Genomic DNA, 17,120 nt, shown 5'->3' on the forward strand with positions numbered 1-17,120 from the left:
GTGCCTGTCTCATGCAAAACTGGAGCGACGCGGACTTGATGCAACTCGTTAGGCAAAAGCACCGCCCTGCGCTGGAAGAACTTTATGACCGCTACGTCAAGCTTGTCTACTCATTCGCGCTCAAATCGACTCAGGACGAGCAGCATGCCAGGGCAATCGTGCAGGCGGTATTTACCCGCCTATGGACCTCAGAATCAGGCTACAACGCCGAAAAGGGACTTTTTGTAAACTGGCTGATTACGATTACCCGCAACATCACGATCGATCATGTTCGCAAAGAAAAGCGAAATCAGCGCTACGTACCCGTCTCACCCGAGAAATGGGAACACATCCCGGACCATCCCGCCAATAACCCAGCTGACGTCATCTCCCGCAAGTTGATGAACGAACAGATGGAAAAGGCATACCGCTATCTTTCTCAAAGCCAGATTGAGCTGATTCAATCGCTGTATTGGGAGGGATACTCACTCAGTGAAATTGCCCGGATGCGCAATGAGCCGCTCGGCACCATCAAGAGTCGGCTGCACCAAACCTTGAAAATCTTGCGGAACCACTTGATACCAGAGATGGAGGGGTAAACGTGGAAACCCGTGACCGTTGTTCTTTATCAGATGAATTGGTCGCTTATGTGATCGGGGAATGCTCAGAGAAAGAGAGACTCCTCATCGACGGCCATCTCGCATCATGTCCATTTTGTCGCCAGGAAGTGAATGAATTACGGGAGGCATGGGCGTTGATACCTTTCCAATTGCCGTATCAGCCGGAGAATGTGGAAGTGCCTATCGATTTGAAGACAGAAGTGATGAGCGCGATTTTTGAACCCATAGAAAAGCCAGATCCTGCACATTCCCTATCCTGGCACCAGCGTATTGGCAAACGTCTGGCAGCATGGCTGCCTGCTCCCCAACGCTTCGTGATGGCGGGATTGGCGATTGCTCTGGCAGGAGTCATCTGGAATAACCTCCAGCTCCGTCAGCAGCTTGCGGCGCATCATTCGTTCCAGCCTGCCGAAGTGGTGCAATCCTATACCTTGCAGGCGGCTCCGAATGCCCCGTCCTTGGCAAAAGGAACGGCATGGATGTTCGAAAAGGGCAGCAAAAAAACGCTTGTCCTGCACCTGCAGGGTCTTACCTCCACCCAGGGAGCGCAGGCCTATCAAGTCTGGCTCATTCACGATGGGAAGCGTCAAAACGCTGGGGTTTTCCGCGTCGATCAAAAAGGTACAGGCGTCCTCACCTACGATATGCAGGATCCCTCCCTGTCATTTGAGGCAATCGGCATCACCCTGGAGCCCGACGCAAATGGCACCCAGCCTCGTGGAAAAAAAGTACTGGGCACATAGCTATTCAATCGAACCGTTCCCCTCCCTCCTGCGTTACCTTTCGTGAAAGACAGCGAATGCCTATCTCACAAACATGGAGGGGAAACAATCATGAAAAAATCAGTTGCCGCTTTATTTGCCAGCGTATTACTCTCAGGGGCAATGGGGATCGGGTGGGTTTTCGCCGCCCCATCCTCCTTGTCCCAAAGCAACGTCACTTTGGATGGAAAGCCGCTGCACTTGGAAGGCAGGCAGCTTGTCTCCAACAATCACCTGATGCTACCGGCAAACGACTTCGCCCGGGCTATCGGAGCTGCCATGGTCTATGATCAAGCTGCGGGCACCGTCACGGTTCAGAAAGAGGCCAATACGTATCGGTTCACCCTGGGAAGCATGAACGTCACGATCAACGGCAGCTCCGCCAGCATGGACACGCCAGCTTCTCTGGTTCAAAACGTTCCCTATGTGCCGATCCGATTTCTGGCAGAGAATCTTGGCATGAGTGTCGATTATGACAAAGCCGCGAACGTCATTTCCCTCCAATCAGCAAAAGCGCCATCCCTGCGCATCGTTTCTCCCGCCAGCGGGGGCATCTTGTACGCCGATCAAGTAAAGGTGTCCGTGGCGGCTTTCCAACACCATTTGGCTGATTTCCGCGAGCACGCAGAGGCCAAAGCAGGAGAAGGCCATATTCACGTCTGGCTGGATACCGATCCGGCAGATCCCAAGCTGGCCTATAAAATGATCAACGGTGAGCCTGCCGTTTTCGACAAGGTGCCGCCGGGAATACACACGTTGACCGTTCAATTGGTGGGCAACGATCACAAGCCGATTGCCCCAGCAGTCAAACAGGCAATGACTTTCACTACAGCGGCGACTCCTACCGTTGCTGTCAACGGAGTCGAGGAAGGAGCTGTCCTGACCGGAGACAAGGTAACGGTAAGCACGGCATTGACCAACTTCAAGCTAGCCGATTTCCGCACCCATAGCGAAGTCGCACCTGGCGAAGGACACGTTCACCTATGGCTGGACACGGATGCCTCCAATCCGAAGCTCGCGTATAAACAAGTGACTGCTTCTCCTGTCACTTTTGAGAATGTAAAGCCCGGCAATCATACCTTGACTGTGCAGCTGGTGGGCGCTGACCATAAGCCCATTTTGCCAGTCGTGAAAAAGGTCATTCACTTTCAAACAACAGCAAAATCGGGCCACGAAGCAGCATCCCACTCCGCCGCCCCCGCTCCTGCGACTCCTGCCAGGGGGACAGCCGCGACTACTCCAGCCACCAAGAGCTACACTGTCGACATTCAATCCTTTTCATTCAAACCAGGGTCTCTGACGATCGAGGCAGGCTCCACGGTTACATTCAAAAATCTCGACGATGTCGTTCACACCGTCACAGCGAAAAACGGCATCTTCGACAGCGGTCCCATCAACAAGGGCGCTGCCTATACTGCCACCTTCAGCAAACCGGGAGTATACGCCATCTACTGCAAGCCCCACACCTTCATGACAGGTACCATCACCGTGAAATAAAAGTTCATAGGCCCGCCTGTAGAAGGGGGAAGCTGCACGAATTCCGAGCGTGCCGCTTCCCCTTGTTATGTATGGGCCCCTTCTGGCACATGATTGCGTATGAGATCCATGAAAATATCCAATGCTTTTGTATGAAACTCGTTTGTTTTTGTCAGCAGGGAGAAGTTCCGGGTAACCGGTGTTCCTTGGACCTTGAGAGTCACTAGCGTACCCAGCTTACGCTCTTTGCGGATCGCCCAATACGACAGCAGGGTGATGCCCAGACCAGCCTCCACTGATTCCTTGATCACCTGTGTGCTGCCGAATTCCATCCGCTTGCTCGGCATAATCTCGAGCTGACGAAACATCTTTTCAGCCGCTTCCCGTGTCCCGGAGCCTTCCTCACGCACGATCCAGGTCTCCTCCTCCAGATCGGCATGGGTGATCTTCTCCTTCCCGGCTAAATGGTGCTGAGGGGAGACAATCAAGTACATCCGATCATCTGCAAACGGCTCGATGCACATTTTTTCATCGACGTACTCCCCTTCGACGATCCCGACATCCAATTGGCGATTGGCTACCTGCTCGGCGATGACCGTCGAATTGTGAATCGTGATGGTGGGAGTGATCGCTGGATAATGCTGTCTCATCCCAGCAACCACATGAGGCAGAACGTACTCCCCGTATGTATAGCTGGCCCCTATCGTCAAGCGACCGCTGGGTGTGTTCATCAAATCATCGACCAGGCTCTGCATCCTCGTGTGGAGACCGAGAATTTCTCTGGCGTGGTGATAGACAATTTCGCCTGCTTTATTGAGCCGTACGTACTTGTTGCTGCGCTCCAAAAGCTTGGTGCCGATCATTCGCTCAAGCGACAGGATGTACTGGCTGACGGCGGGTTGCGTCATGTGCAGCTCCTCTGCGGCACGCGAAAAGTTTTGACGATCGGCTACTGTTACAAAGACACGCAATTGTTGGTCCATATCCCTCACCTCATTCCTCGTCGCTTATCATTATACAACTTTACTTATCATCATCATGCAGATGATTTATTTTTCTTATTATACTTCTGGCATTATGCTGATAAAGGAAACACTTTTAAAGGAGTGAAGCACAAATGGCTACCCATGTAAAAGAGAACGTGCCTGTGGATCAAAACACCAGTGCTGCCACTGCCAAAACCACACCCAGGTTTTCACCCCGATCGCTGTGGATCGGCGGAGTCGCCTTTACCTTTTTGATAGCGCTGCTTGGATACGGTTTGTCAAAAGTCCCTGGCTTTGACCGCGTCGGACCGTTAGCCTGTGCGATCTTGATTGCTGTCGTCTACCGTCAGCTCTGGGGTTACCCGGAAGCCCTTCGCCTTGGCATTCAGTTTTCCGCAAAACGACTTCTGCGTCTCGCCATTATCTTGTACGGTTTAAAGCTCAATATCGATGTCGTCCTTCACCAAGGCCTTGGTCTGCTGGTGTATGACGCAGGGGTCATCGTCTTCGCCATCCTCTTGACCGTCCTGCTGGCAAAGTGGCTAAAAGCGGAGCCATCGCTCTCCCTGATGCTGGGAGTGGGAACAGGGGTATGCGGTGCCGCAGCCATCGCAGCGGTATCTCCCATTATTCAGGCAAAAGAAGAGGATACGGCGATCGGAGTAGGAATCATCGCACTCGTCGGGACTGTTTTCTCCATCCTCTACACAGTGCTGCGTCCCTATCTGCCTTTGACTCCTGCAGAATACGGCATGTGGTCGGGAATCAGTCTGCACGAAATCGCGCATGTCGCCCTGGCTGCTGCTCCTGCCGGGCAAGATGGCCTGGCCATCGGATTGCTGGCCAAATTGGGTCGTGTCTTGCTGCTCGTCCCGCTCTGTTTCATCCTGATGTACTGGATGAAGCGAAGCGGCAAATTACAAAGCGGAGCCAAAATCGAGTTCCCATGGTTCCTGATCGGGTTCCTCGTCATGAGCGTCTTGGGGAGCTACGTCCTCGGCTCGCTCATCCCCGTAACCGAAGGCTTCCAGACAAGCGTCTCCACGATCACCACCTTCGTGCTCACGATGGCGATGGTCGGTCTGGGGCTGAATGTGAACCTGCGCGCCCTGCGCACCAAAGCCGCTCGTCCGTTGATTGCCATGTCCATCACATCCGTGCTGCTTTCCATACTGTCGTTTTTCCTGATCTAAACACGCTTCACGTTCATCAGGCCAGATTCATTCGCCGGGCAATCCATGCTCGGCGAATTTTTTTGCCATTCTTCTCGTATGATGATAGCGGTTTGTTCTGCCGGAAAGGAGGGTGTCGCCATGCCCACACGCCTGCTTAGGAAACGCCCCAATATCCTCATGATTATGGTCGATGAAGAACGCTATCCACCAGCCTATGAAGGTACGGCCATCAAAGCTTGGAGTAAGAAACAACTGCAAGCCCACCAATTTTTGCGCAGCCATGGCATGGAATTCACCAACCATTACGTCTCGTCCACTGCCTGCTGCCCCAGTCGAGCGAGCTTGTTTACCGGACAGTACCCGTCCCTGCACGGCGTTTCGCAAACATCAGGTGCTGCAAAAAGACCGCCAGACAGCGATATGTTTTGGCTGGATCCAAGCACGGTGCCCACCCTGGGCGATTACTTCCGGGAAGCTGGCTATCGCACCTTTTACAAAGGGAAATGGCATTTCTCCAATGCGAACATCCCCATTCCCGGAACCCACCTGTCCCTGCCCAGCTATCAGCGCGGGACAGGAATCCCGGATCCGCAGCTGGAGCAATTGTACCTTAGGGCCGATCGGCTGAACGGGTACGGTTTCTCTGCATGGATCGGACCAGAGCCCGCTGGGGGCGCTCCCCACAATTCAGGCTCATCTGCAGCCATTGGCATCAACGGCCGCGATGTCATCTACGGAACTGATACGGTTCAGTTGATTCGCCAGCTCGACCATGAAAATCAACATATGTCCCATTCCCAGGATTACCAGCCCTGGCTGATCGTCGCTTCATTTGTAAATCCTCACGATATCACGCTGTATGGCGACATCACGCAGGAGATGCCCTTCTTCCGGTTTCACGTAGAAGATACGGTTCCCGAAGTCGAACCTCCTCCCACCCAGAGAGAGACGCTCAGAACCAAGCCGCGCTGCCAGGCCAGCTATCGGGACGTCTATCCGCTGGCGTTTCAGCCCATTACCGACAACGCCTTTTATCGTCGACTCTACTATCAGCTGCAGAAAAATGCCGATCAGGAAATGATGCGGATTCTCCAGACTCTCGCCGAGTCCTCCCTGTATCGGGAGACGATCGTTGTGTTTACGTCGGATCACGGAGATTTGCTCGGAGCACATGGCAATCTTCATCAAAAGTTTTATTGTGCCTATGAAGAAGTCCTGCATGTCCCTTTGATCATCCACAATCCGCTTCTGTATCCGGTGCCACAGACTACCTCACATCTCACGTGCCATATCGATCTCCTCCCCACCTTGCTGGGTCTGATTGGAGCTGACACTGCTGTTATACAGACCGAGCTCAAACGAACGCACAGCGAAGTAAGGGAGCCGGTCGGGCGCGATCTCTCCCCTCTCGTGATGGGGACGGGGACGCCAGAGCGCTTGGAAGAGCCTCTCTACTTCATGACCGAAGATGATGTCACCAAAGGCCAGCACCAGGTGAGCTTGCTGGGTCAGCCGTACCAATCGGTCGTATCTCCCAATCGCATCGAAACAGTCATTGCCCATGTACGCTTTAACGAGCAAAAAACGATCTGGAAATACTCACGGTACTTTGACTACGAAAATGTCGGCGGGAATGACTGTCCCGCTCCAGATGAATATGAGCTCTACAACATCACCGATGACCCGCTGGAGGTATTCAATCTGGCCTCACCTGTCTATGCTACGCCCCAGACAGAGCCGATCCGGGAATGGATGGCCGCACTGCTGGAGGAGCAGCGGAGGAAAAAGCGCCTGACTCCGGTTTCTCTCCGAAATCCTGATAAACGCTAAGAAAAAAGCCCCTCCGTAGAGGGACTTCCCATTTCAAGCTGACTATTCTTGTTCCAACAAAATCTTTTCCAATGCGGCGATAGCTTCCTTTTCATCCACGCCATCCGCGATCAGCGTAATTTCTTCGCCTTTTGCGATCGCCGCAGCCATGATACCCATGATGCTCTTTCCATTCACGATTTTTTCCTTCTTCAAGAGCTTGATCTCACTCGCGAAAGAAGTAGCGATTTTCACAAAAGTAGCTGCCGGTCTGGCATGCAAGCCCTGTGAAAGCTGCACAACAATGTTTTTCTGCTCCATCCGGTGCGCCTCCTTAGTTGTTGATTTGTTCAAATGTTCGCCGGACAAACTCCTCCACTTGCTTGGATGAGCTCATCGAGAGCACGCTATCTGTATGTTTTGCCGCTTCCTCTCTGCTCATGCGGCCTAGCAATTGACGAGCAGGCAAAATGCTCGCGGCACTCATGCTGAACTCGTCCAGTCCCATCCCCAGCAGGATCGGGATGGCGATTGGATCGCCTGCCATTTCCCCGCACATGCCTGCCCATTTCCCTTTGGCGTGAGCGGCCTTGATCACTTGATGAATCAAGCGGAGGACAGCCGGGTGATAAGGCTGATACAGATAAGCGACTCGCTCATTCATCCGGTCTGCTGCCATCGTATACTGAATCAGATCATTGGTTCCAATGCTGAAGAAATCCACTACCTGAGCCAGTTGATCGGCCATCATCGCTGCGGCAGGGATCTCGATCATGATGCCCACTTCTATCTCATCGGAAACTGCGACGCCACGATCCCGCAATCCTGCCTTTTCTTCCTCCAGAATGGCTTTGGCTTGCTGGAACTCCTCGATCGTCGCAATCATGGGAAACATGATTTTCAAGTTGCCGAATACGCTTGCCCGAAGCAAGGCACGCAGCTGCGTCCGGAACAGGTCCTGGTTGTCCAGACACAGGCGAATGGCCCGGAAGCCGAGGAACGGATTCAGCTCCTCCGGCATGTCGAGGTAGGAAAGATGCTTGTCGCCGCCGATGTCGAGCGTACGTATGACAACCGGCTTTCCTTCCATCCGCTCCAGCACCTGTCTGTACGCATCATACTGCTCCTCTTCCGTCGGGAAATTGTCTCTGCCCATGTAGAGGAACTCTGTACGGAACAGTCCGACACCTTCCGCTCCATTTGCAAGAACGCCCACCAAATCTTCCGGGCTGCCGATGTTGGCTGCCAGCTCTACGTGGTGATCATCCGTGGTCACGGTTTTTTGCTCGACCAGCTTGAGCAGCTCAGCCTTTTGTGCCTCGTCTTCCGCCTTTTTGCGGCGATACGCGGCCACTTCCTCTTCGCTTGGGTCGAGAATGACGAACCCTTCATGTCCGTCCAAAATGATTGTGGAAGCAAAGCGCGCAGCACGGGTGATTTCTCGCGTACCGACTACTGCCGGAATCTCCAGGGAACGCGCCATGATAGCGGAATGGGATGTCCGTCCGCCAATGTCTGTGACGAATCCTTTCACATAGCGGCGGTCCAATTGCGCCGTATCCGAAGGGGTCAAATCCTCTGCCACAATAATGACTTCTTCTGTCAGGTTGGCAGGCGTGGCAAACTCCACGCCCAGCAAGTGGGACATGACGCGCTTGGTCACATCGCGGATATCCGCAGCCCGTTCTTTCATGTATTCATTATCCATTTGTTCAAAAAGGAGGATAAAGCCCGACGCCACTTCATCCAGTGCGCTTTCTGCATTCACTCGATCCTGCTCGATCTTGGTCTGAATGGAATCTACCAGCTCCGGGTCCTCCAGCACGAGGAGATGCGCTTTGAAAATGTCAGCCTTGTCCACACCCATCTGTGCTTCCACATGCTGTGCGATTCCTTGCAATTCAACCTTCGCCTTGTCCAGAGCATCCTGGAAACGTTTGATTTCCACCTGCGGTTCTTCGATGGAGATCGTTTTGATCTCAAATTCAGGATTTGCGAGCAAAAATACCTTTCCGATGGCAATACCTGTAGAAGCTTTCACACCAACGATTTTTTGGGACATCGATGCTCCTCCTTTCTCTATTGGGCCTGCAGTGAGCGGACATGCTCCAGGACAATCTGTTCAAGCGGATTTCCTGCTGGAATGCCCGTGTAGCTGCGCAATGCTTGGTCTATGCCATTCTGCGCTCGCTCGGATTGAATCTGTACGGCTTCTGGATCTTCCGGATAATCGAACAGCAAGGCTGCCGCTATCGCGAGAGCAAGATACTCCGCAGAGAGGCCGCGTGCCACACACTGCATGGCTGGGCCGACCAAACGGTCATTTGGCGACAGCTTGCGGATGGGTGAACGTGCTACGCGTGTAACGTGGTCAGAGAGCATAGGGTTGGCATACCGCCCCAAAATCTTTTCTACATAGGCTTCATGCGTTTCCTTCTCAAATCGATATTTTTCCAGCAAAAGTGCGCCTGTCTCCTGCAGCGCACCTTTAGCTGCCTGATTGATTCTGTCGTCTCGGAGCGCCTCGTCAATGGTCGCATACCCGTACAAATATCCCAGGTAGGCAATGACGGCATGCCCGGTATTGACCGTGAACAGCTTTCTTTCGATATACGGAGCCAAATCGGGTACATAGGTGACCCCTTCGATTGCGGGTGCCTCCCCCACGATTTGCGATTGATCAACGACCCATTCAAAGAACGGCTCGACGGTTACAAGCAGTTTGTCCTCATGCTTCTGCAAGGGAACGATGCGGTCCACAGCAGCGTTTGGAAATGCAATCCATTGGCCAGCCTTTGCTTGGTCTGACTCGTTCAGGTGCCCGTAGACTTGCGCCTTCAGCTGAGCGCTTCCGCCGATCATGTTTTCACACGCAATCACATTCAATGGACGGGCGCTTACCTCGAGGCGCTGGGAGATGCCTTTGGCAATGGCTCCTGCAATGTGCTGCAGAATATGTGGACCGACAGCAGTAGTGACCAGGTCCGCTTGTGCGATGGCCTTTGCAACTGCCTCGATATCTTGGCCCTGAATGGCCCGTACTCCTTTTACAAGAGTGGCCGGTGTCCCCTCCGTTGCGAGTTGGACGTGGTACGAGCCGCGCTGGTTCAACTCCTCTACCAGCGTCTGATTCACGTCGACAAATACGACCTCATAGCCTGCCTGATTCAGCAGCAGACCGATGAAGCCTCGGCCGATATTTCCCGCTCCAAAATGTACAGCGAGCATCCTGCCTCACACCCCTTCTGCAAACAGGGCGATGATTTCTTCCGGAGTTTTGGCTTGAACGGCGCGGGTGACATTCTCCTCCTCGGAGCAAATCACAGCAATGTTCGAGAGTACCTCCAAATGCTCATCACCTACAGCGGCGATGCCAATCAGCAAATACGCGGTATTCCCTTCGCCGAAATCAACACCGTCTGGAACCTGCACGATGGAGATTCCAGTCGATTGGATTTCTTGCTTGGATTCGTTGGTGCCATGCGGAATCGCTACCCCACTGCCGATATAGGTGGTCGCGAGCTGTTCACGCTCTTGCATTTTTTCTACGTATGCAGGGCTGACATGCCCTCCCTTTACCAGCAGTTCTCCTGCCAGACGGATCGCTTCTTCTTTACTGGATGCCTTTGCATTCATCATGATTTTATCTACAGTCAGCAAGTTGTTCATTTTGTTCTCTCCAATCCTGTCTTTTTAAGGCAAAAGGAATACAATTTGCCTGCTATATAATCAGCGATTTGCTGTACTTCTCCGGTTTCAAAAATGCTTTGTGTCTCCTCTTCAATCAGCAGGGAGCTGACTTCGCTCAGCACCTCAAGGCCTTCCCGAGGGATCTTCGTCGGGCCAAGCAGCAGCAGCAATACGCGAATGGACATCTCCTGCTCATCCATCGACCGCAGCTGGACCGGTTCTTCGAGCAAGTGCAGGGTAAACGAAACCTTCGCTACCTCTTCACTCTTGCCGTGGAACAACGCCATGGAAGTATCGGGAATACCCAATCCGCCCAGCTCTTCCCTGGCCAGCAATTGCGAAACGACGGCATTGACGGAGCGAATGGTACCCTTTTTCCGCAGTTCCTCGCACATCTGACTCAGTATGTGCTCCATGCTCTGTCCGCGATTGTTCCAGTTCTTCACCGCAAAGCCTTCCACCAGCTCATCGGCAAATCCGGCATAATGACTCAGCGTTTTCAAATGTCGGCCAGCCTGGTCCCCTTCAAGTGGGAAATCAGGTGCCTTGGCAGCAATTTGCCGCGTCTGCCCTGCGTGGTGCAAATGGTATTTGATCTTTTGGATATCCTCCTGCGGCAAAAGGGGACTCACCACCACATAATCCACCTCGCTTGTTGGGAGGGGAATGGTGGAGATGATCAAGTCGTATTCACTTTCAGGGACACGCCCCACTTCAAATACAGAAAGGTTCTGCAAGCTTATGATCTCGGGTATTTCCTTTTTGATGCGTGTAGCCAATATTTTGGATGACCCGATACCGCTGGAGCATACGACAAGGGCTCTGTATCGTTGCAGCTCCTGTCTCGTTCTCTCCAGGGCAGCACCCACATGCATGACCAGATAACCGACCTCTTCATCCGGAACATGCAGCTCGGGAAAAACCCGTCCGACTGCTTCTTTCATGACGGTGAACAGCTCCGCATAGTTGGCCTTAATCTGGTCGAGGATCGGATTTCGTATCTCCATCTTGCGTTTCAGCCGATAAAGAGCCGGCTCCAGATGCGTCAACAGCCCATGGAACAGGGAGTTGTCATCTCGCAATGGAACGCCTAATCGCTCTTCGCAGTATTGGATCAATCGCTGCGTCGAGGCTGCCAGCTCTGCATTTTCCGGCCACAGGAACTCATCCTGTGAATTTCTCAGCTTGGCTCCGCGAAGATGCATCGTAATGTACCCGATCTCGGCAGCCGGGATCTCCATTTGAAACGTTTGCTTCAGCCTTTCCATGATCGTCTGGGCAGCTTCGTACTCCGGTGTTCCCAGCAGCTCATGCAAAGTCAGCTCATCAAAGTGAATGTTTTCTCCCTTTTCGACTCGTTCCACGGCCAGCGCCAAGTGAGTCACCAAGCCAATGTAGGCACTGTCTGCCAGCGAATAGGGCAACTCTTCCTCCAAATGGCTCAGCGCATTTTCCACTTTGATCAGCTTTTCCTTGTCGATCAGGCCAAGCAGGCGCTCCGAGATCGAATCGATGTCCCGCAAATTCTTGTTTTGTATGTTTTCCCGAATGATGTCGATGACCTGGTGATCATCGAGATGGTCGGAAAGCAGCCGACTGATAGCTCTGCGCTTGGACGCCTCGGAACCGTTGAGCTCCACGCCATAGCCTCTCTTGCGCAGGAGGCTGAGCTCATACTGGGCGAGCAGCAGCTCCAAATCATCCAGATCGTGACTGATCGTCGCCGTCGTCACCTTCAAGTCCAGGGCTAGCGAAATGAGCTTCACCGGCTCTTTTGCCTCCAGCAAGGCACACAGGATCAGGACCTTCCTTTCCTGTGCGGTGTATTCGGTCGTCGTCTGATGCAGCACATCCACACGCAGCGCTTGCTTTTGCTCCAACGTTCCTGCCACTTCCACGCCTGCGCCGGCTTTTCGAAGCAGCTTCAGACCGTAATGCTCGAAAAAGGAATCGAGAACATCAAGCTCGCGGTGAATGGTGCGTGCACTGACACCGATTTGCTCGGCGATGGAACCAACCGTCATGCTTTTTTGTTCCTGCAACAGGATCTCGACGATCGCTCGTTGTCGTGACGATACTCGCAATGTCTCACCTCCTTGGCCCATGCTGCTTTTTTTGCAGATACTACAAAGAGGGAAAACGCTAGCTCTCACTAGCGTTGATTCCCTTTAGACTAGGCGTTTGACGAGATTGTCATACTCCGGACTATTCAAGAAGTTGTCGATCGAAATGTGCTCGGCTCCAGGTGCCTTCACCACGGCACGGTCCGTCAAAGACTTGTGCGTGATGACGATATCCGCATCCTCCGGAATGTCATTGATGGCAGTATTGATCACCGTAATGTCTTCCAAACCGGCATTTTTGAATTTCTTCCGCAGTGCAGCCGCTCCCATCGCACTGGAGCCCATTCCTGCGTCGCAGGAGAAGACTACTTTTTTCACATCGGAAGCCGCTGTTTGGGTTGCTGGCGCTGTTGCTGCTGCCACTTCCCCGGTTTCCACTACCTGTTGTTTTTTACCCTTCATCTCTTGCATTTTCTCAGTCGCTTTCTCTAATTCTTCGTCATCATTTTTGCTGCTCATTTTCAACAACGCAGAAGCAATGACGAATGATACGATGGTAGCCGCAATCACGCCAGCCCATACAGGGAGCAATCCTCCTCGTGGAGCCATGGCACTGAGCGCGAAGATACTGCCTGGGGATGGTGGCGCTACCAATCCTGCACCCAGAATGCTGAAGGTGAATACACCAGCCATACCGCCGCCGATAACCGCCAAAATCAGGCGAGGGTTCATCAAAATATAAGGGAAGTAAATCTCGTGAATGCCGCCAAAGAAGTGGATGATGACAGCACCTGGAGCGGATTGCTTTGCATTGCCGCGTCCGACCAGCCAGTAAGCGAGCAGGATTCCCAGACCTGGTCCCGGGTTTGTCTCGAGCAGGAAGAAGATCGACTTTCCTACTTTAGCCGCTTCGTCCAAACCGATCGGGCTCAAGATCCCGTGGTTAATCGCATTATTGAGGAACAAAATCTTGGCAGGCTCGATGAAGATGCTCGCGAGCGGCAAGAGCCCTGCATTTACGATCACTTGCACCCCAGCTGCGAGCGCCTTGCTCAACCCTTCTACGACTGGGCCAATAGCGAGGAATGCCAGCAGTGTCAGCAGCGCACCGATAATCCCTGCCGAAAAGTTGTTTACAAGCATTTCGAAGCCGGATTTCACTTTTCCTTCCAGCATTTGGTCCACTTTTTTCATGACCCAACCGCCGAGAGGACCCATGACCATCGCACCCATGAACATAGGGATGTCTGTACCGACGATGACACCCATCGTCGCGATTGCACCGACGACACCGCCTCGGACATCATGGATCATTTTACCGCCCGTATACCCGATCAAGAGCGGCAACAGATACGTAATCGTCGGTCCGACCAATTTTGCCAGATTTTCATTCGGCAGCCAGCCTGTCGGAATAAAGAGTGCAGTAATCAATCCCCATGCGATAAATGCTCCGATGTTCGGCATGACCATCGCACTCAAGAAACGCCCAAACTTTTGCACCGAGACCCGCAGTCCACCAGTACCTTGATTGTTTGTGACCGTATTCGCCATACAGGACCCTCCTTTTCGCATATCTATCGTCTCATGACATAATTAAAAAGAATATTGCTTGCTTCAAATATAAAGCGTTTACATTCCCGTCACAATAAAATCAAAAGGACATATTGTCCCTTGTATTGTTGACAAAAGTTAATTAACAAACTCGGCACATGTTTTTAACAGGTATAAAAAAAACAAGACTCCCGCTATCAAACGGAAGTCTTGTTTTTTGTTTTTGGACTTAGCGCTGTCTCTCTCCGCGTGGACGAGAATCTCCTGTGCGCGGGCGGGATTCTCCGGAACGTGGACGGAATTCACCCGTACGTGGACGAGATTCACCCGTGCGCGGGCGCTGAGGTCTCTTTGCACCATAACCGCCGGAAGTGCCTTTTCCCTTCGGCGGGAATTTCTTTTTGCTGACGCGCAGCGGCGCTTCTTCTGTCAGGCGAACCGGCGTCATATCCGGTTCTTTTGTCAGCAGCTTCAGAGCAGCGGATACCAGCGTGACAGAGTCCACATCCTCCAGCAGCTGTTCAGCCAGCGTCTTGTATGTTTGCAGATTTTCTCTTCCTGCCGCTTCCAAAATTTTCTCCACGGCCATGCGCTGCTGTCCTTCCATCGCTTCTGCCATGGATGGTACAGAACGGCGTTCCATGCGGCGGTTTGTAGCGCGCTCGATCAGACGCAGATGGTCAATCTCACGAGAGGTGACGAATGTGATCGCCAGACCTGTTTTCCCTGCGCGACCTGTTCTGCCGATACGGTGAACGTAGCTCTCGGAGTCTTGTGGAATATCAAAGTTGAATACATGCGTAACACCGCTGATATCCAATCCGCGTGCCGCAACGTCGGTCGCTACCAGCACTTCGATTGTACCTTCTTTAAACTTGCGCAGTACACTGTCGCGCTTCGCTTGGTTCAGGTCGCCGTGAATCCCTTCGGCCCCGTAGCCGCGTTTGGTCAACGCTTCGGACAGTTCGTCTACTCTGCGCTTGGTTCTGCCAAAAATGATAGCCAACTCAGGCGAATGGATATCCAGCAGACGGCAAAGCACATCAAACTTTTGCTTTTCAGCCACTTCCATATATTGCTGTTCGATGTTTGGAACGGTTACTTCTTTTGGTTTCACGGAAATCAGCGCTGGATCCGTCATGAACTGCTGCGCGATTTCTTGGATCGCACGCGGCATTGTCGCCGAGAACAGCAAGGTTTGGCGATTGTCCGGTACTTCCTGCAAAATTTCTTTGATGTCATCGATAAAGCCCATGTTCAGCATTTCATCCGCTTCGTCCAATACGACGATCTCAATGGCATCCAGACGAATGGTTCTTCTTCTCATGTGGTCCATGAAACGGCCTGGCGTAGCCACGATGATTTGCGGGTGTTTTTTCAACGCTTTGATCTGACGGGTAATATCTTGTCCGCCATAGATCGGCAATGCCGTGATTTTTTTAAATTGGGCGATCTTGTTGATCTCTTCCGCTACCTGTACAGCCAGCTCGCGGGTTGGAGTCAAAACGACACCTTGAATGTTGCCATTCTCTTCGTCCAATCTTTCGACCAACGGAATACCAAACGCAGCAGTTTTACCGGTACCTGTTTGAGCCTGCCCGATCAAATCCCGTCCTTGCAACGCAATCGGAACAGTTTGGTCTTGAATAGCCGTAGCTTCTTCAAAGCCCATATTGCTCAACGCTCTAACAATAGAGTGGTGTAACCCGAAATCATAAAAAGTACTCAAAGCTTTTCAGTCTCCTTTTTCTTAAACCTTCTTCTATAAGAAAACCTCGATCGAGGCTTCCCAAAGATGAGCGACCGCGTTTTAGCGGAAAGTGTTCATGCGCTCCGGAATTCACAAGCGACCCGCGCTTATCAATCCCTATACGTTAAAATTCTCACTAAAAAAGGGCACTATTCCTTACGATCCGGAACATGCCCTCTTATCCCCGATTGTACAAAAGCACCCCACAAAGAACATAGCTGTAATCGTACCACGAATTTCTTGAAATTGCAAATTGGAGACTGCCATGCAAATTAAGGGAAAAGGCCCTATCTGGTTTCTCCAAATAGGGCCCATTCATCGTCAATCTTTTATTTAATCCATTTGTGGAACAGCTCATCAAATTTACCTTGCAGCTTCATTTCGTCCATCCAAACGTCCAGGTAGCTGGCGAAAATGAAGTCACCACGTGGAATCATATATGCTTTTTCGCTTTTCGTGAATGGATCGTCTGTCAACGCAGCATACAGACGAGAATCAGCCTTCTCGTAAACCATGGCTTCGATGGTATCGGTAATCATCACGTCGTATGTACCATTTGCCACGAGCCCTGGGATGTCGAGGTTGTTTTGGACAACGGTAACCGTCGCGTTCGTCAGATGCTCACGTACGAACTTCTCGTTCGTGCCTCCTGGATTTACTCCGATACGAACGGATGGCTTGTTGATGTCCTCGATGCTTTTGTACTTGTCCTTATCCTCTGCGCGAATCAACGGCGCTTTTCCGAATTGGATGTAAGGATCACCCATGTGGGCAGTCTTTTGGCGGTCTGTATTGCGAGTAACGCCACCGACGGCAATATCAAACTTGTCCGCCAAGAAATCGTCCATCATGGTAGGCCATGAGGTTTGAACAAATCTCGCTTCCACACCCAGGCTCTTTGCAAAATCCTTCATCGCATCGATATCGTAGCCTTCGTATTCGTTTGTTTTCGGATTCAGATATGTGAACGGCTTGTAGTCACCAGTTGTTCCCACGAGAATATACCCTCTCGCGATGATGGCATCCAGGCGTGACTCAAACTTTTTGTTTTCCTGTTTTTTAGCAGCTTCCGCGGCCACTGTCGGTACCGATGCAGCCGAGCTGGTTGCGGCAAAAGCTCCTGTTCCTGTCATCAGCAGGGTAGCAGCGAGTGTGCTCGCCACGATTGTTTTTGTAAATTTCTTCATAGGTTTCTCCTCCTAGTTGTGGGTATGAATTCAATTCCTGTAAGCAAACTGCCTCATCCCTTGCATCGCATCC

Annotated in this window: 14 protein-coding genes; 5 read left to right on the forward strand and 9 right to left on the reverse strand. The window is 52.2% G+C overall.

What is annotated here, in order from left to right:
* Positions 1 to 11: 11 nt before the first annotated feature.
* From JNE38_RS29530 to JNE38_RS29540, 3 genes are all read left to right on the forward strand, one after another.
* Positions 12 to 578 carry an RNA polymerase sigma factor gene (locus JNE38_RS29530; protein WP_203354572.1) on the forward strand — a complete coding sequence of 189 codons (567 nt, stop codon included), beginning with the start codon at positions 12 to 14 and terminating at the stop codon, positions 576 to 578.
* Between the two features lie 2 nt (positions 579 to 580).
* On the forward strand, positions 581 to 1,342 hold the full coding sequence (locus JNE38_RS29535) for an anti-sigma factor (RefSeq protein WP_203354573.1): 762 nt from the start codon (positions 581 to 583) through the stop codon (positions 1,340 to 1,342).
* Positions 1,343 to 1,432: 90 nt separating this feature from the next.
* Entirely contained in the window at positions 1,433 to 2,857 is a 1,425-nt protein-coding gene (locus JNE38_RS29540; RefSeq protein WP_203354574.1) for a stalk domain-containing protein, read from the forward strand.
* Positions 2,858 to 2,922: 65 nt separating this feature from the next.
* Here the strand turns inward: JNE38_RS29540 and JNE38_RS29545 are convergent, their stop codons facing one another.
* Entirely contained in the window at positions 2,923 to 3,819 is an 897-nt protein-coding gene (locus JNE38_RS29545; protein WP_203354575.1) for a LysR family transcriptional regulator, read from the reverse strand.
* 134 nt (positions 3,820 to 3,953) lie between these two features.
* On the opposite strand from JNE38_RS29545, the gene JNE38_RS29550 reads away from it, so the two are divergent.
* Positions 3,954 to 5,015, forward strand: coding sequence for a YeiH family protein (locus JNE38_RS29550; RefSeq protein WP_203354576.1), 1,062 nt, complete (start codon positions 3,954 to 3,956; stop codon positions 5,013 to 5,015).
* Between the two features lie 120 nt (positions 5,016 to 5,135).
* The gene (locus JNE38_RS29555) at positions 5,136 to 6,827 is read left to right on the forward strand and encodes a sulfatase family protein (RefSeq protein WP_203354577.1); all 1,692 of its coding nucleotides are present in this window, start codon (positions 5,136 to 5,138) and stop codon (positions 6,825 to 6,827) included.
* A gap of 42 nt (positions 6,828 to 6,869) precedes the next feature.
* Here the strand turns inward: JNE38_RS29555 and JNE38_RS29560 are convergent, their stop codons facing one another.
* The 8 genes from JNE38_RS29560 to JNE38_RS29595 form a co-directional block, all read right to left on the reverse strand.
* Positions 6,870 to 7,127: an HPr family phosphocarrier protein gene (locus JNE38_RS29560; protein WP_203354578.1), complete on the reverse strand. Its 258-nt coding sequence runs from the start codon at positions 7,125 to 7,127 to the stop codon at positions 6,870 to 6,872.
* Between the two features lie 13 nt (positions 7,128 to 7,140).
* Positions 7,141 to 8,868 (reverse strand): phosphoenolpyruvate--protein phosphotransferase, encoded by a 1,728-nt coding sequence (gene ptsP, locus JNE38_RS29565; RefSeq protein WP_203354579.1) that lies wholly within the window; start codon positions 8,866 to 8,868, stop codon positions 7,141 to 7,143.
* Between the two features lie 17 nt (positions 8,869 to 8,885).
* The gene (locus JNE38_RS29570) at positions 8,886 to 10,034 is read right to left on the reverse strand and encodes a mannitol-1-phosphate 5-dehydrogenase (protein WP_203354580.1); all 1,149 of its coding nucleotides are present in this window, start codon (positions 10,032 to 10,034) and stop codon (positions 8,886 to 8,888) included.
* Positions 10,035 to 10,040: 6 nt separating this feature from the next.
* Positions 10,041 to 10,475: a PTS mannitol transporter subunit IIA gene (locus JNE38_RS29575; RefSeq protein WP_203354581.1), complete on the reverse strand. Its 435-nt coding sequence runs from the start codon at positions 10,473 to 10,475 to the stop codon at positions 10,041 to 10,043.
* Positions 10,472 to 12,580 carry a BglG family transcription antiterminator gene (locus tag JNE38_RS29580; protein ID WP_203354582.1) on the reverse strand — a complete coding sequence of 703 codons (2,109 nt, stop codon included), beginning with the start codon at positions 12,578 to 12,580 and terminating at the stop codon, positions 10,472 to 10,474. Before JNE38_RS29580 ends, JNE38_RS29575 begins: the two co-directional genes overlap by 4 nt.
* A gap of 84 nt (positions 12,581 to 12,664) precedes the next feature.
* The gene (locus tag JNE38_RS29585; RefSeq protein WP_203354583.1) at positions 12,665 to 14,110 is read right to left on the reverse strand and encodes a PTS mannitol transporter subunit IIBC; all 1,446 of its coding nucleotides are present in this window, start codon (positions 14,108 to 14,110) and stop codon (positions 12,665 to 12,667) included.
* Positions 14,111 to 14,339: 229 nt separating this feature from the next.
* The gene (locus tag JNE38_RS29590) at positions 14,340 to 15,839 is read right to left on the reverse strand and encodes a degradosome RNA helicase CshA (protein ID WP_203354584.1); all 1,500 of its coding nucleotides are present in this window, start codon (positions 15,837 to 15,839) and stop codon (positions 14,340 to 14,342) included.
* A gap of 350 nt (positions 15,840 to 16,189) precedes the next feature.
* The gene (locus tag JNE38_RS29595; RefSeq protein ID WP_203354585.1) at positions 16,190 to 17,047 is read right to left on the reverse strand and encodes a transporter substrate-binding domain-containing protein; all 858 of its coding nucleotides are present in this window, start codon (positions 17,045 to 17,047) and stop codon (positions 16,190 to 16,192) included.
* Positions 17,048 to 17,120: the final 73 nt, after the last annotated feature.

Origin of the sequence: Brevibacillus choshinensis (assembly GCF_016811915.1) — a bacterium.
In the GTDB taxonomy this organism is placed as follows: Bacteria; Bacillota; Bacilli; order Brevibacillales; family Brevibacillaceae; genus Brevibacillus; species Brevibacillus choshinensis_A.